Genomic DNA, 16,226 nt, shown 5'->3' on the forward strand with positions numbered 1-16,226 from the left:
CAGACGCAGTAGTGGTTACCCCGCATCAAGTACCATTTGTACGGCCAGCACGTGTTTGCAAAGCCCTCTTTTTCCCTGGTAGCTCGTAAACCATTGGCAGGTGCATTTCGCTTCGTTGCCGTGCAGCAGCACCGTGTGGAATACCCCGGTTCCTTTGACACGCGCCTCTACACGGCCAGCGCGGTTTTCAAGAATGACAATGTCGTCATTGCTGACCAGCTTTTGCGCGTTTTTCAATCGCGGATTCAGGCCGAGTATCCTTTCGGTTTTGAAGGGAAGGCGCCGATAGAAGTGTTGGCGTTCAAAAACATCGTAGCCGAGCAGGCCCATGGCCGACAAATGCGCGACAAGGCTGTCCATTGTCCCGAAATCGACATCGTTTTCGATTGATACCAGCGTCGGGTCAAATGTTTCATTGGATTTGAGGAGGTAGTTCAGGCCATAAATCCATTCGTCGGAAACTTGTTGGGTGAGGCTTTCGAGCGCCGACCCTTCGCCTGAAAAGCCGCGCGTGGCATCCGGTGAAAAAGCCATCATCAACCGCATTTTACCAAAATCGGCCACCGCGGCGCAAGTTTCGCGGTCTTCTGATTCGTACAAATGCATTTGCTGCACCCATGGCAGGATTCCTTCCAGCAACCTTAGCCTTTGAATGCCGCCTATCCTTACTGATTCTGGTGTGGCCAGCGTAGACAAGCTATATTTACCGGCGCGGAAAATGATATAGTATGTTCCTTTCGCATTGCCCTTGGGCACGGCCTGGAAGAGCTGGATGCATTGTACCCGGTTCAGTGCGAACAGCTGGTTCATTTGGGCCAGACTGACCTGCACATTCGTAAGGCCTTTGATCCACCGATTTGGCAATGCCACTTTCTTTTCGATCACCTTCGCCTTTTCGGTAGTTACACTGACGTCGCGTTGACCAACGCCCAGAACGACACGCTCATTTTTTTGAACCAAATTCAGCGCATGGATCATCGGTTCGTTGAAATCGACGTTGGTGGTGCCGCTGGCAACGTATTCACCGTCCACGGCTTCCGGTAGCATGTCCAGGCGTACATATACGCCGTTGCACGAAGAAAATCCCTCGAAGCGCAGTTTTTCGGCACCGACTGAAACGATAGGATCGCGAAGCGACACCGGCATTAGCCCAAAACTGCTTCTGACCACCTTGGCGAGCGTAATCCAACATCTGGCAGTCAGGTAGGGTTCGGTCAATGATCCCCAGAAAAAGCAGGGCACATTATTAACCTCATTAATTTCCGAGTGATGAGCGAGTTTGAGCAGGCTCGCTGCGCCTTCCCGGGCGAGCGTCGAACTGGCAGCATATTGGTATTGAAAATCGGTTGAGTTCACTGGTGGGGAATGCTTTGAAGTTGTTTGATGATTGGTTTTAACGAAGGACTTTCCGGAATTTTGGTCAGATTTTGCAACGTGCTAACACCTGGCGCCTGACCGGTTTTGGTGAGCAGGTCGTAATATATCTCCAGCAGTTTTTTAAACCCGGCTGGTAACTTTTCTTTCAGCTCAAATCGTTCGAGGATCGTTTCGAGCAAGGTCAGAAGCGCGCCATTATGCAACGCCGAATGGTCCCTGATCACCGCCGCCACGTCCAGAAAACGTTGCAGCGGGGCATAGCCCTCGGAAATCAATCTGGCGAGTTTCTCACCCAACTGCCGGACGTCGATTCTCCTTTCGCAGATGAGTAATAATGATACCTCCGCAGCGTAGTTGCGCAGCCCCGAGTCCTTGTATAAATAGCAGCACGCTATCACGTAATAAATTGTGTCGGTAAAAACGAAACTTGTATCTGATACTATAAGCAGAAATGCCCTCAGGTCGTCCTCGCCGAGGCCTTCGGAATATTCACAGCAATAACGCAGCAGGAAAGATGCCAGCGCCTGATCATTCTGAGGCATGACGCTGTGCCAGAACAACACACTCCCGAAGGATAAATTGATACCCCAGACACTGTCTTTGTGCTCGTGAATATCCATACTATACAGCAGGGGCTGTTTACCAGTCCATCTTGACTTCGGTAGCGTGGCTATCAGCCGACGGGTTGTAGATTTGTCAACCTTTTTGCTGAATGCATGACGTGTTTCATGCCTCCGCACATCGATCCGTACCTCTGGCGCGAAAGGCGACACCACATTAACCACACCTTTCAAGTCGGTGTGTTCGAATTCCTGAAATTCCTGGTTGGGATAAAAGGTGCGAGCGGCTACGGCCCAGGGAACATAATCGATGTTCTTGGCTGAACCGAACAGCTTTTTCCAGATCGATGGCTTTTCAGGCGCCGGGATTTCCGCGGTAGTTCCGAGAACAAAAGCCATCAACTGCTGGTATTGCTGAGGCAGCCGATGGGCTTTTTCAACAGCTTCGGGGATATTTTCGCGCCGGGTCCTGCTGATAGCTATCGCAAAATCAACCGGGTCGACAGCCTCGCCTGCATGAGCATATGCGACCAGGCGGTCAATAAGGATCGAGGGATCGATCCAATGCGGCGTATGCGTAGGGAAGCATAAAAGCGACCTTTTAGAACCGGATACTATTTTTTCCTGTATTTGATGAACCAGGTGCTTCGCAAGGTTACCTATCTCAGACCGTCCCAAATGGTCGCGTTCTGGTTGGTAAAATCCCTCCTCCTGACGGATGAGGTGGATCAATAACCCGCCGACCATGCGTCGGTAAGGAGCGTTGAAGTAAAGGCCACTGAGCTGGTCGGCATAAGTTTTTAATTGTTCCAATGCGTCGACGGGGAACAAATGCCGCTTTGTAACGAAAGCGTCGATCAGCATTTCGGCATGCATCACCTCCTCGGATTGAATGAATTTTCCGAAATGGAACAGCAGGTCATTCCAATCCATGAATTCAGGAAAGCGGGAGGCGTCATGGATGATGGAATGCGAACTTGTCTCGGTTACATATGCCTCGTACTGGTTGGGTACCTCCGGAATATTGCCTGTAAGCAATGGTCCCAGCATTTCCATGATGTTCCCCTGCAATTGAGGGGCATACATGTTCAGTTTGTCGGTGAGCACCGAGTCGGTAGGATTACCTGTCTTTTTCAAAGTTTTAACTGCCCGTTCCTGCAAGGATAAGTCGGGGATGACCAGCACATCGGCGGCGAGGTAGCTGACTGCCGGGCGGTAGTCGGGCGATTGCTGCGCTGCTTTGTCAAGAATGGTTAAAGTATGACGAATTGCCCCTTTGCAGTCGGCGCGCATCATCACCGGCTCTACAAACTCGATAAACGATTGGAATTTGAAATTTACATCATTCCATATTTTACGGATCAGGTCCACAGCAAAACTCACCACCGTATTAAGTGGTGCATGAAGGCATGCAAAAAGCGGGTATTGTGCGGCCAGCAACTCTGCGGTAGTGGGCAAGGCATCGGCCAGCCGTTTCCGAAAAAACGCCCGGAGGCCGCCATTCCATTCTTTCGTTTGTACGAGTATGCAGTTTTCAACAAACCAGGCACGGTCGAACCTTCCCTGGTCCAGCCAGGAGCCCAGTATCATTTCCCAAACATTTTTGAACGGCTCGTTCGACGCAATCGGCATGCTCTGGTTCTGAATCCCCGTTTCATATTGAAACAATAGCGGAAGTTCACGTTGCCAGGCCAGCGGATCATTCACTATTTTCTCCATGTAAGCAGTCAGGAGGCTATTATCCCGATAAAACCGGAACGGGAACTTGGTCATCGACAGAACAAACAACTCCGGTTCGTATTCCACCAGCCCATGCTCTTCGAGCAGCTTCAAATGAAAATAGTCAAGTGTGGACCAATCGTTTTTTTTCAATTGGCCTAATAGGAATCCGTTGGTCCATGTGGGCTTAGCCCACATGACGACTTCCCGCACGAATGGTTCGTCCAATCTGCTGAAATAGGGGAAAGCTTCATCCCAGCGCATGATTTCAGTTTTGTCTAGCACTGCGATGGCGCTCAGTATCACCATTTCCTGCTGTTGCCCGTTGCCACGTTGGCCCCACCTGGACGTACGAAAGAACGCGTCCACGACCGAACCCGTTGGAAGCTCAATGTAGTCGAGCCAGTATTTCTTTGCCTTTTTGATTTCCTGTCTTAATACGGCTTTATTGGCATGAGCATGCAGCCTGAGAAACGGCAGTAAATCCCGGGGATTACCTTTTTGGATCAGCGACGTGTACAGTTCCGCAATGGCATTGCCGGAGGCACTTTTCGATTTACTCATTAAGGACAGGGATAGGTTTTTGGCAATTTAAACAATCACGCCAAAAACCTATCACCCGCAATTCGATAACCTGCCGTGTTAAACCTACCAGCTACGCTATTACGCCATATAAGCCGCCACCCATTTAGCCTTGATATTCGCCCGGGCTTCGATGAACTCCACATCGGTTCCCTGTGCGATGGCGTCGAGCGGGAAACGCAGCGGCCGTTGGCCTGCCGGCATCTGGATTAGTTTCAGCACGCCGTCGGCAATGGTTTGCGGGTTCATGTCGAAGGCCGCCATTTTGCCGAAGAGTCCCTGGCCTAATGCATTGAATTGCTCGGTTGCCAGCGGGTCATATTGCTGCGCGATTTCGGGTTTGTTCCCGTGAATGCCCGCTTTGGCGCCGGTATTCATTTCGGTTGGGTACACGCCCGGCTGTATCGACACGTTGTCGATTCCGAATTGCTTCAACTCATCCTGCAAGCCTTCGGTAATGCTCTCCACGCCGAATTTGGACGCCAGGTAGGGTACCATGAACGGCAGCGTATGGCCGCTGGCGCCGGAGGTAATGTTGATGATCAGCCCGCTTTTAGCTGCACGCATGGCAGGGAGCACGGCCTGGTATGTCCTGACCACGCCATAAAAATTGATTTCGAACATCTCACGGATCCGGTCCACGGTGTATGATTCGAACACTCCGAAGCCGCTTACCGCCGCATTGTTCACCAGGACGTCGATCTTGCCATGGCGTGCCAGCACTTGTTCAAAGGCCTTGTTGACAGACGCGTCGTCGGTCAGGTCTATTTCCACTACTTCAATGTTGGGAATAGCGCCCAATTCTTCGGCCACCGCGCGGTTTTTATCTGCGGTGTTGCGCATGCCTGCTATGACGGTAAGGCCTGCGTTGGCCAATGTGATTGCTGTGAGTTTACCAAAACCGGTACTGGTTCCGGTAATAAAAACGGTCTTGTTCATCGTCGTAAATGTTAAAGTTGACGATGCAAAGTTGCACTCCGGAAGGGCCGGTCTCCATTGACATTTATTGGAAAAAATAACAATCAAATGTCAATGGAAATGCGAAAAACGGCTATTTGCCGGCATTGTTACGCCTGATGCGCGTGAGTGTTTCGGGGGTGATACCAATGTAGGAGGCGATCATATGCTGCGGTACACGGCTGGCTATCTGCGGGTATTGGCTGAGAAATTTCTCGTACTTTTCTTCGGCGGAAAGGCTGATGCCCGCGTGAATGCGGTCCTGTGACACGACGAAGCTCTTATGCAAAATCGCGTTGACGAGATCGTTCAGTTGCGGAATGTTGCGGCAAAGCAGGTCGAAGTTTTCTTTGGTGATCAAAACGACATCCGTGTCCTCGATCGCCTCGATATTGAACCTGGAAGGGTTCCCGGTCATCAGGCTTTCCCTGTCGCCCGACCAGTAGTTTTCGGGAGAAAAGTTCAGAATATGCTCGTTGCCTTTGTTATCAATGGAATAAGTCCTTAAAAAGCCGTGACCGACGAATGCATTGTATCTCCATACATCGCCTTCCTGTAACAGCAGTTGCCGTTTACGGATTTTCTTCTGGATGGATACTTGCCTGATCTGGGTCGTTTCCTCGGCCGAAAGGGGTATTTTATCGGTAAGGTATTGAATGAATTTGTCTATTGCCGTGCCTGGGCTCATATGCGGTTTGATCAATCGGGCTGGTACATACGCATATAAAAAAAATGACGGAGTGAAGGTTCACTCCGCCATGACAAACTGCAATGAAATTACTCCGCAATCCGGATATGCTTCATCTTCACCGGCAGCCATACCTGCATCGGCCCGCGGCCGCGGTTGGCCCAGGTGTAATAGGGAATGGCGGTGACGGTCTGCGGCTCAGGCTTCACATTCAGGCCGTCGGGCGTGGGTTTAATCATTTGCAGGCTGGCCTGGATGGATACGACGGATTCGTTTAGTATCTGGCTCTTTTGGGTATTGAATGAAGGATTTTCGGGAACGAGCAGGTTCCATACTTCGCCCGCGTTGTCGGCACCTTCCACGCAATACACGATCGGGCCGCGTTGGAGGGCAATGCGGTCCGCATCCGCTTTTACCTCTTTACGTGCCTTGATTTGCCGTACTTCCATAGGCAGCTTCACTTCAATTTCATCGCCATTCTGCCAGGTACGATCGATCACCGCGTAACCCTTGTCGGTTTGATACGGGACAGGTTTGCCATTCAATAGTATCTCGACTTTGGTCTTACCGGCTCCCGCGAAGTTGTATAATCCGCCGGGAACAGCCGTTTCAGCCGCCCAGCCCGGAATGCGGATATTCAATGCGTACTTCACCTTCTGCGCGGGCGAAACCTTGATTTTTACATTGCCGTCCCAGGGATAATTGGTATCCATTTTCAGGGGAACGGCGATTTTACCTATTTGAAAACTGGTGTTGCTGCCGACAAACAGGTTCACCCAGATCTTCCCATCCGATTTACCATAAATATAGTCCCCGACGGATGCTACCAGTCTCGCGATGTTGGAAGGGCAGCACGCCGTTCCGAACCAGGCGCTGCGGGCGTTGTTGCCCGTCGAAGAAAGCGGGTTTCCGTAAAAGAAAGTATCGCCGTTCAGGCTGAGGCCGTCCAGTGCGCCATTGTACAGGCTGCGTTCGAGGACGTCGATGTACTTGGCGTCGCCGGTAAGCGCGTTCATGCGCTGGTTCCAGAACACCATTCCCACAGAGGCGCAGGTTTCGCTGTATGCGGCGCCGTTGGGGAGGTCGTAATCGTCGGTGAAGCCTTCATTATGGCCCGAAGAGCCTATACCGCCGGTGAGGTACATATTGCGGTAAACGACATCCTCCCACACAGCGGTCATGGCGTTCATATAGCCCGGGTCCTGCGTGACGGACGCAACGTCGGCCGCGCCCGTGTACTGGTACATTGCGCGCACGGCGTGGCCGGTGATTTCCTTCTGCTGCTTCACGGGCACGTCGTCCTGGCAGTATTTGGGGTCTTTCCATTCGTCCCAGATCTTGCCTTTTCCATAACCGTGGCCGCGCTGGTCGAGGAACCAGTCGGCGAGTTTCAGATAGCGATCTTCCTTCGTGAGGTGATACAACTTCATCAGCGCCAGTTCAATTTCCTGGTGGCCCGATACCCACGGCCGGTTGGCAACACGAAACGTGGAATCGATGTGGTCGGCGAAGCGGATGGCGACGTCGAGCAGTTTGCGTTTGCCGGTGGTGTTGTAATAGGCTACCGCCGCCTCCATCAAATGGCCCGCGCAGTAGTCCTCGTGGCGTTCCATGTCGGTCCAGCGCTGTTTGAGGTCGGTTAATGTGTAGTAGGTGTTTAGGTAACCGTCCGGAAGCTGGGCGGCGGCGATCTTGTCGATCCATTCATCCGCCTTTCGTTCCAGTGCGGCGTCGGGGCGGTTTTTGAGCGAATAGGCTATGGCTTCGATGGCCTTGTACACATCGCTGTCGTCGTAGTAAATACCCTCGTGCTTTTCACTCTGCTTGCGGGCAACCTTTTCAAAGTTGCGGATGCGGCCCGATTTTTCTTCGGTCTGTATGATACAGGCATTCAATGTGGCCGTAGCCACTTTTTCCTGCTTGGGTTTCCAGAACTGATCGGTAATGCTGACCTCCGAGAACTTCACAGGTTGAATGCGCTGCTGGGCCTGGGCAGTGCCCGGCACGGCCTGAAAACACCAGACAAGCGCTGCGCTGACATATAGTTTAATAGCTGAATGCATTTTCAAAATTCGTTTTAGTCAAAAATCCTACTTTTTCTTATGGATCACCGGAAACTGCGAAATCCGGAGATTGGTACAACCGTACGGGATCAGCACAATGTCTTCTTCCTTGTCTTCCGTTTCGAGCTGATACGTCATACTGTACGGAATCGGCCCCGCCATTTCATTGTACAATCCCCACGACGGAATGCGCCGGGCCTTTGTTTTGATCTGCAACGGGGCATTCTCGGGGTTCCAGGGATAATTCGAAACCGGTTTCGCCACTTCCCATTTGTATTGCTCTTCCAGTTTGCTGTCGGGCGTGAGGATCAATCCATAGTTCCAGGGTGTGGTTGGCCGCACTTCCGTATAGCTGGTACCGTAATCAATCGGGTCTTTCTCATTTTTCACCAGTTTGGAGGTTTCTCCTACTTTCAAAGCATAGGTAAGCGGGCCGCGCTCGACGGAAATGGAGTTTTCAACCCAGGTATTTTTGAAGATATGCATCGGCAATGTCAGTTCTACCACATCGCCTTTTTCCCATTCGCGTGTAAGTTTCACGATCTGGTTGCCGTCCGGTTCGAGCCATAGCTTGCCATTTACTTGGATGGCCGCCTTTTTGCACCACGCCGGAATGCGCATATGGAAGGGAAACACCGCCTTGACGGAAGGATTTACGGTGAATTTAATGGTTTCTTCAAAAGGGTACGAGGTCTCCTCTTTCACCGCCACGCTAATCCCGCCGGGCAGCTTGATGTTCGCTTCGCTGGCCGAGTAGGTGAGTGCCGCAATGCCTTTGTCGGCCGTGGCGTACCATAAGTTCTGTACAAATTTCGGCCAGCCCTGGTGCATATTGGAGGTGCAGCACGGGTAGCCGGTGAGCAATCCCATACATACGTCGGTGCCGCCGTGGTTTACGTCGAAATTCCGGTGGTGACGGGTCATCATCACCTGGTTGGCCTGCTGGAAATACTGGCGGGTCATAAAATCGTCGGAAGCCTGCGTCGGCAATGCGTTGAACGCCACTTTTTCGAGCATATCGGCATAGCCTACATCACCGGTGATTTCGAGAATGCTTTCCAGGGAGAACATCATTTCCACTGCCGAACAAAGTTCCGAGCCCTGGGTAGGGTCGTTCCCATGCAATGCCTCGTCGCCGCCATACAGCCCGTGCGCCAGGCCATTGAACTTGCGGAGGTCGGCGAAGCCCTTTTTGGTCGCGTCCAGGTATTTCTGCTCGGGATGGTGCTGGAAATAGATCAGCGGTGCCTTGATGCCCTGCGCCAGATTCACACAGTGGATACTGCCGCGCGTCGAAAGCAGATCGGTATTCAGGAAAGCATTGGTGTAATCGAAAGTCTGTAAATGGATCAGGTTGCCGAGGTCGAGCAGAAACTTGTCGCCGGTAACGTTATAGAGCCAGTACACGACGGCCAGGTTGTCAGCGCCGCGGTATCTCGCCCAGAATGTCCAGTTATCCAGCGGTTTTGCGGGGAGTTCTTTGAGTTGATACTTGAAATAATTGGTCATCAAGGTAACGACCCGCTGGTCGCCGGTGGCGGAGTAGTATTGTTTCAAAATTTTCAATACCACCATCTTGGGCCACCAGTCGCGGCTATTATCCCGCTGCACGCCGGGTTCGTGGCCGTAATCTTTGGATGGACCGAAATAGCCGTCGGGCTGCTGGCTGGCAATCGCCCATTCCACCCAGGGTTTGGTTTTGGCAATGAGCTCTTTGTCGTCGAGGATGTAGGCGAGCGGGAGCAGGCCGTCTATCCAGTAAGGGCCGCGTTCCCACTGGTCGCCATCGCCGCCCAGCCAGCCATTGCGTTTGCCCATTACGAGGGGGTAAAGCTCGTCGAGCTTGCCGGTAGAGCCGTTTTTCTGGCGAACGAGCATTTCCCTGAGCCAACCTTGCGGCTTAATAGCGCCCAAAGGCAGCTCGCTGTATGGGTTTGATCTCAGCGGGGCTTTGGCAGGGGTGTAAGTGGCTCCCTTTTGCGCATTGGCTTGCAAGCAAGATGTGACTAAAAGGGAGAATAGGAGTTTTTTCATTGGTCGGTTTTAGTTGGGTATTGTCAGGTGTTGTCAGGGATGTCGAATCAAGAAATCGGCGGTCAGCGGTCCATGGCCCATGGTCACATTTTACCAATTTGTCACGGTTTTGATTTCACATCCCTGGACGTGGCTAATGCGATGACGCGGCCCTGATCTCCCACTGCATTATAAAAATGGTACACCACGCCGTTCCATTTGACGACCCAGGGTTTGTGGGCGTAGGTTTTGTCGTAGGGTTCGGTCGGGGAGATGAGGTCCGGGCCGGTCCAGTCGGTCCAGTTTTGCAGGTCGTAGGAGCATGCGAAGCGTTCGAATGCGCCCGGTTTCCAGAATGCCCCGAAGTAGAACATCACGTACATATCCCCGATTTTCGCGATTTGGGCATCACCGCAAATGCCGGTGTTGCGCGTGATCAGCGGCTTGTCGCCGACACGTTTCCATTGCTTCATATCGTCGGAGACGGCCATGGCGATGCTTTCGAAACCATTGCCTTTCACGTCGCCCTTTTCACCTTTGGCATTGTAATACATCACAAACGGATGGCCGGTTTTGCGGGCTTTGTCGCGGATGACGAGGCTTTTGTAAATCGTTTTGTCGTCGTACCAGCGGGCGTCCTTATCTATTGCAGACAGTACGGGCTGCGGGAGCCGATTCAATTCTCGTGCCTGGGCGAGGTCGGGTGTGGTAGCGATGCCGATGCCGAGCCGGCCCGCCTCGTACCCTTTTTCAGAACCACCGAGGTAGGAGAGCCAGTAGTTGTCTCCGAACTTTTCGGGTTCATAGCTGCCGCCCCATTCGGTGTCGATCAGCGCCACATAACCTGCTTTTTGTGTGGCATCCCAGGTATTTTCGGTGAACGACATGATCTTGCCCAGTGAAGTCCATTGCAGCAGGTTATCGCTTTTGGAAAGCCAGGTTTCATACCCTTTTCCATCAAAAATAATGTAGGTCATGTACCAGATGCCACCTTTCCGGAACACCGTCGGGCTGTCGACCATTCGCCCCTTATCGGGCTGCGGCACCACCACGCCGTATTTGAAAGGGGTTTTTACTTCCTCAAAAACATGCTGCATTACATCTTGCGAGACTTTGGTTCCGTCGCCGGAGTGGCTATCGCCCGACTGGGCAACCGCTCCGCCGACCCAACCAAAGCCCGCTGTCAAAAACAATACACATCCAATCAGCACTTTTTTCATATCCGCTATTTATAATCCGGGTTCTGTGTCAATTTCGGGTTGGAGTTGATGGCGATCTGCGGGATCGGGAACACGGCCCTGAAAGCGCCGGTGGGCTTGTGCGACAGCCAGCTTTTGGTGGTGTAAACCCCGAAGCGGATCATGTCGCGACGGCGAAAGCCTTCCCATGCAAATTCCCAGCCGAGTTCATCGAGCATCCTGCCGTATTGCACGGCGGTCGCATTGCCCGGGTCCACTACTTTGTAATTTTCAACATAGCCATATTGGTAACCGCTGCCTTTTTGAAGGTCGGCACCGGTAACCGTCGCTTTGGCGGGTTTGGCTGCGAATGCCCGTGCACGCACCTGCGATACCAGCATGGCCGCGTCGTTGGCCTTACCCGTGCGGAGGAGGCATTCCGCTTTCATCATCAGCACCTGCGCGTAGCGGAACACCGGGAAATCGTTCCCCAGGCTTCCCTGCGCCTGCGTTTTTACTTCAAATTTATTCATCCTGTAACCTTCTGCCTCGCCGGTATACAGGCCGTCGGGCAGTTCGTTGGTGAGCACCACATTCTTGCCGGCCTGATCGTACGAGCCTTTCAAGGGCGTAACGCCATCCGCGGCAAACTGCGGGCCGATCATCCAGGTCGATTTCAGGCGCTGGTCGTCGGCGTCGTAGGTATTGATAAACTGCGGCACGCCTTTCGCCGAACCTGCTCCCCAGGGTGTTGCCAGCATATTGACCTTGTTTTTGAGCGAAGCATGCCACGAAAACATATGGGCGCTGAACCCGCCGGCCAGGTTTTCTTCAAACGGGATTGCAAACACGATCTCGGGCGAATTTTGGTTTTCGGTAACAAAAGGCGCGGCGAGGGCCGTTTCTAACTGATATTTACCCGAAGCGATCACGTCGTTGCATTGCGCAAGGCATTCCTCCCACTTGGTTTCGCCTGCGTACACGCCCGCATTGAGGTACACGTTCGCGAGCAGTGTTTTAGCCGCCCATTTATTGAACCGCGCATATAGCAGCGTGTTCCGGTCTTCGCTGAGGTTGGGGATTGATTCGGTTAATTCCTTGACAATGAATTGGTAAATATCTTTTCTGCCGGTCTTTTCGAGCAGCGCGTCCGAGCGGTCGGTGATGAGCGGGGCATCGCCGAAATTGTCGCAGATAAGCCAGTAAAAAAACGCCCGTACCGTCCGCATTTCGGATATCAAAGCCTCCTTGGTAACACCTGCCGGAATGGTGATTTTGTCATTCGATAGCTGGTCGATAAGGCGGTTGGCATTGATCACCCCCGAATAGAAGGTGTTCCACATGCTGCTGATCTGCGGATTTTCCGAATTCCACGTGTGCAGGTGCATGCGCTTGTAAATCCCGCCATCATCCCAGCCCGAAGCATTGGCAGGCATCACAATGCCATCGGCAGTCGATTCCTGCGCCATGTACCAGTGCGTGTGCGAAATGAGGTTCCGCATATTGGCGTACCCGATGCTCATGGCCTGGTAGGCATTGGAGTAGTTGTAGGTATCCTCCGTTACCTCGGAGTAGATTTTTTCGGTCAGGTCGTTGTTGCAGCCGCTCGCAGCGAACATGAGCAAGAGCGCGGTCCCGATATATGGTTTCAATGGTTTCATTGTAAATAGTCTTTTGGGAATGAAGTAAAAACTAGAATGTAAGCATGACGCCCGCGGTGAAGCTGGTCGTGGCGGGATAGCGGTTTTTGTCGTCGATGCCGGGCGACATCCCGCTGATACCCACTTCCGGATCGATCCCCTTGTAGCCGGTGATCGTGTAGAGATTGGCCACTGCGAGGTAAGCGCGGGCGTGGCGTAGGTATTTGTTTTTCAACCGGAGATTATAGCCTGCCGTAATGTTATCGATCTTCCAGTAATTGCCGTTTTCGATGTAGTAGCTCACGTAATTCAGCGACTGGTCGTCGGCGAGGGGACGTTTGCCGTAAATAGGATCATAGGCGTTGGAGCGGAGATTACCGCGGGTGAGCATCACCGGCGCACTCCAGAACATCTCGGTCATATTCAAAATCTGGAAACCGAATGCGCCTCGCATGGTAATGTTCAGGTCAAAGTTTTTGTAGGTCAATGTGTTATTCCAATTCAAATAGCGTTTCGGTAGCCCATTTCCGATGATCTGCTTGTCGTCGGCCTGCTGCTGGGCAATGGGTTTGGGCTCGCCGTTTTTGCCTTCTATGATCCAGTGGCCGGCTTCATCGATGTCGATGGTTTTGAAACCCCAGAAGTTACCCAATGGCTGGCCAACCTGCACGCGGTGCGTGGTTTGCTGGATGGGCTCACCGGTATTGCCGGTATCGAAATACCCGCTGGCTAATGCAAACTTGTCGTCCGATAATGAGATGATTTTGTTGGCGTTGGTCGAGAAATTGACCGACGTGGTCCAGCGGAATGCCGCGGTTTGGAGCGGGATTGCATTCACCTGGATTTCCACTCCCTTGTTTTCCATGGAAGCCGCATTGGCTGTGATGGTGCTGTACAAATAGGGCGGGGTAGGCACCGGGAAGTTGGCGATCAGGTCGCGGGTCGTGCGGCGGTAGAGGTCTATCGAACCGGAAATCCGCTCATTCAGGAATCCGTAGTCGATACCCACGTTCACCTCTTCCTTGCGCTCCCAGCGGAGGTCGGGGTTGGCGTTGTTGGACGGGTTAATAGCCTGTACCCACTGGCCGTTGATGAGTACATTGGTATTGAAATTGATTTTATTCAAAGAAATGTAAGAGCTGCCTGGCTCGGTACCGGTTACCCCATAACCTGCCCGGAGTTTAAGATTCGAAACGGTGTTGGCATTTTCCAGAAATGCCTCTCTTTTCAGATTCCAGCCTACCGAGAACGCCGGGAAACTTCCCCATTTGTGGTTAGCCCCGAAGCGCGAGGAGCCTTCATGACGGATGCTCGCGGTGAGCAGGTATTTATTCATAAAACTGTAATTCACCCGGAAAAAGTAGCTGATGAGTTTGTTCTCCGACTGTGCCGACGACTCCGGAGCCTGTCCGCGGCGGAGCGCCAGACCCGCGCCGATGTTGTTGTAGGAAAAGTTATCTGTCGGGAAATCCCAGTTCTGCATCCAGTATTCTTCCGTATTGTAGCGCCGCCAGGTATGGCCGGCCAGGATCACGAAATTGTGGTCCTGAATGGATTTATTATAGTTCGCAGTGAATTCGAACAAATCGTCCTGTGTGCGCGTGGTTCCGCGAGAAGCGAATCCGTTCCGGCCATTGCGGCTGGTGGAATAGTGGTTTTTGGTTTCATAATACCCCCGCGTGCTGTTGAACATATCCCGGGCAAACAACGCCTTGATTTCCAGCCCTTCCACGGGTGCGAGCGAAATGGTGCCGTACGTGCGGAGGTTGTTGTTGCGGTTCAGCCCGTTCGTTTCTTCGATCAGCGCGACGGGGTTCATGTAATCCGTTTTGTCGGTGCGCTCCGTCCATTTGCCGTTGGCATCCTTCAATGGCTCGGTGGGTTGAATGTGAGCGCATTGCGGTAGACGAGGCCGGAATACGAGCCGCCATCGACGGAGAAGTATTTCTGCTGGTAACCGCTCAGGTTCGCATTGATTTTCAGCAATCCGTTGAACATCGAATGGTTGACCTCGATGCGCGGGAACACCGTGGTGTTGTCCGATTTCTTCATGATGCCGTTCAGCCGGCGGTACTCCATACTCACGATGTAATTGGTGGTGCGGGAGCCGCCGCGAAGGCTGATATTATGTACCTGTGATAATGGCTTCTGGGTAACCTGGCTCAGCCAGTCGGTACTCTGGCCATAGTCGATCGCGCCGGGCTTACCCTGGGCGGCCAGGGCGCGGTACTGGTTCACATCCATGAAATCGAGCTTGCGGGTCAGCCTTTGCGTGGTGAAGTAGGAGTTCACTTCCAAAGTCGGAGGGGTTTCTCCTTTAACCTTCCGGGTCGTAATGAGGATTACCCCGTTGGTCCCGCGTGTGCCGTAGATGGCGGCAGCCGAGCCGTCTTTCAGCACGTCGATGGATTCAATGTCCTCTGGTGCCACGGTGTTCAGGCCCCCCGGCACGCCGTCGATGAGGATAAGCGGGTCGGAGCTTGCATTGATGGTGGCATTACCCCGCAATGTGATTTGCGCGATGGCGGTTGGGTCGCCGCTGGGCGTGATGACGCTCAATCCGGCCACCTTCCCGCGAATGAGCTGGGCGGCATCCTGCACCGGGCCTTTTACAAAATCCTCGGATTTAACACTCGCAACGGCGCTGGTAATCTGCTCGCGTTTTTGGGTGCCATAACCTACTACCACCACTTCTTCGAGACTTTTCAGATCGGGCGCTAGGGAAATGTCAATGGTGGAGCGATTGCCGACGGCTACTTCCTGATTTTGGTAACCGACATAGGAAAAAACGAGCGTGATTTCAGCCTTGGGATCGTCGCTGACGGCAATGCTGTATTTGCCATCCACCCCCGTGGTGCTTCCGCGCGTGGTACCTTTGATGAGCACGCTCACACCCGGGAGCAGCTCGCCGCCGTCACCTTTCACGACGCCGGATACGGTTCTGTCGGCAGCTCTACGGGCCATTTCCAATAATGAATGATTGCCTTGGAGCGCCATCGTGAATGTTTGCTGCGTGGCTGGCGGGGTTTCCTCCGGGGCTATCGGTTCTATTTGCTGTGCGCCCGGCTTGCTTTCTTCGACGGTTGTCAGGATGAGGTAAGTTTGTTTGCTGACCTTCTTATACCGCAGGCCCGACGGCAGGATATTGTTCAGCTTGTTCTCGATCGTCTGCCCGGCCTGCACCTGTGCCGGCGATACGAAGAGTCCTTCCAGCAGCTTTTCTTCAAAAAGGATATCGACTTTGTATTGTCTTTTAACCTGCATCAGCGCGTCCCGCAGCGCTATCCGGCTGCCGGGGATGATCGCGGGTGCCGAGCTGCTTTTGGGTGGGCGGTTTTGTGCCATGAGCTGGGCTTTAATCGGGGCGCCATCCAACAGGCATCCCACCATTAAGGTTACCAGAACTTTAACGTGTAATAGTTTCGTCATGATTATGGATGATTAAGGAA

General features: G+C 52.9%; 10 protein-coding genes. All 10 read right to left on the reverse strand.

Features of this window, described 5'->3' with window-relative positions:
- Window positions 1-15: 15 nt before the first annotated feature.
- A complete protein-coding gene (locus tag CLV60_RS07075; RefSeq protein WP_106594674.1) occupies window positions 16-1,356 on the reverse strand; it encodes an SWIM zinc finger family protein in 1,341 nt (446 codons plus the stop codon).
- Window positions 1,353-4,220 carry a DUF6493 family protein gene (locus CLV60_RS07080; RefSeq protein ID WP_106594675.1) on the reverse strand — a complete coding sequence of 956 codons (2,868 nt, stop codon included), beginning with the start codon at window positions 4,218-4,220 and terminating at the stop codon, window positions 1,353-1,355. The genes CLV60_RS07075 and CLV60_RS07080 overlap by 4 nt, the downstream gene beginning before the upstream one ends.
- A 99-nt stretch (window positions 4,221-4,319) precedes the next feature.
- On the reverse strand, window positions 4,320-5,177 hold the full coding sequence (locus CLV60_RS07085; protein ID WP_106594676.1) for an SDR family oxidoreductase: 858 nt from the start codon (window positions 5,175-5,177) through the stop codon (window positions 4,320-4,322).
- 112 nt (window positions 5,178-5,289) lie between these two features.
- Entirely contained in the window at window positions 5,290-5,883 is a 594-nt protein-coding gene (locus CLV60_RS07090) for a Crp/Fnr family transcriptional regulator (RefSeq protein ID WP_106594677.1), read from the reverse strand.
- 89 nt (window positions 5,884-5,972) lie between these two features.
- Window positions 5,973-7,946 carry a glycoside hydrolase family 127 protein gene (locus CLV60_RS07095; protein ID WP_106594678.1) on the reverse strand — a complete coding sequence of 658 codons (1,974 nt, stop codon included), beginning with the start codon at window positions 7,944-7,946 and terminating at the stop codon, window positions 5,973-5,975.
- Window positions 7,947-7,973: 27 nt separating this feature from the next.
- Window positions 7,974-9,980 (reverse strand): beta-L-arabinofuranosidase domain-containing protein, encoded by a 2,007-nt coding sequence (locus CLV60_RS07100; protein WP_106594679.1) that lies wholly within the window; start codon window positions 9,978-9,980, stop codon window positions 7,974-7,976.
- Between the two features lie 101 nt (window positions 9,981-10,081).
- Window positions 10,082-11,179, reverse strand: coding sequence for a glycoside hydrolase family protein (locus CLV60_RS07105; RefSeq protein WP_106594680.1), 1,098 nt, complete (start codon window positions 11,177-11,179; stop codon window positions 10,082-10,084).
- Window positions 11,180-11,184: 5 nt separating this feature from the next.
- A complete protein-coding gene (locus CLV60_RS07110) occupies window positions 11,185-12,798 on the reverse strand; it encodes a RagB/SusD family nutrient uptake outer membrane protein (RefSeq protein WP_106594681.1) in 1,614 nt (537 codons plus the stop codon).
- Window positions 12,799-12,829: 31 nt separating this feature from the next.
- A complete protein-coding gene (locus CLV60_RS34605) occupies window positions 12,830-14,647 on the reverse strand; it encodes a SusC/RagA family TonB-linked outer membrane protein (protein ID WP_229210859.1) in 1,818 nt (605 codons plus the stop codon).
- The gene (locus CLV60_RS34610) at window positions 14,644-16,206 is read right to left on the reverse strand and encodes a carboxypeptidase-like regulatory domain-containing protein (RefSeq protein ID WP_229210860.1); all 1,563 of its coding nucleotides are present in this window, start codon (window positions 16,204-16,206) and stop codon (window positions 14,644-14,646) included. Before CLV60_RS34610 ends, CLV60_RS34605 begins: the two co-directional genes overlap by 4 nt.
- Between the last annotated feature and the right edge of the window lie 20 nt (window positions 16,207-16,226).

This window comes from Dyadobacter jiangsuensis, assembly GCF_003014695.1.
Lineage (GTDB): Bacteria > Bacteroidota > Bacteroidia > Cytophagales > Spirosomataceae > Dyadobacter > Dyadobacter jiangsuensis.

Coding starts and splice junctions, on each gene's coding strand:
- CLV60_RS07105 (WP_106594680.1), bottom strand. CDS start 11,179: ATGAAAAAAGTGCTGATTGGATGTGTATTGTTTTTGACAGCGGGCTTT.
- CLV60_RS07110 (WP_106594681.1), bottom strand. CDS start 12,798: ATGAAACCATTGAAACCATATATCGGGACCGCGCTCTTGCTCATGTTC.
- CLV60_RS07090 (WP_106594677.1), bottom strand. CDS start 5,883: ATGAGCCCAGGCACGGCAATAGACAAATTCATTCAATACCTTACCGAT.
- CLV60_RS07085 (WP_106594676.1), bottom strand. CDS start 5,177: ATGAACAAGACCGTTTTTATTACCGGAACCAGTACCGGTTTTGGTAAA.
- CLV60_RS07095 (WP_106594678.1), bottom strand. CDS start 7,946: ATGCATTCAGCTATTAAACTATATGTCAGCGCAGCGCTTGTCTGGTGT.
- CLV60_RS07100 (WP_106594679.1), bottom strand. CDS start 9,980: ATGAAAAAACTCCTATTCTCCCTTTTAGTCACATCTTGCTTGCAAGCC.
- CLV60_RS07080 (WP_106594675.1), bottom strand. CDS start 4,220: ATGAGTAAATCGAAAAGTGCCTCCGGCAATGCCATTGCGGAACTGTAC.
- CLV60_RS34610 (WP_229210860.1), bottom strand. CDS start 16,206: ATGACGAAACTATTACACGTTAAAGTTCTGGTAACCTTAATGGTGGGA.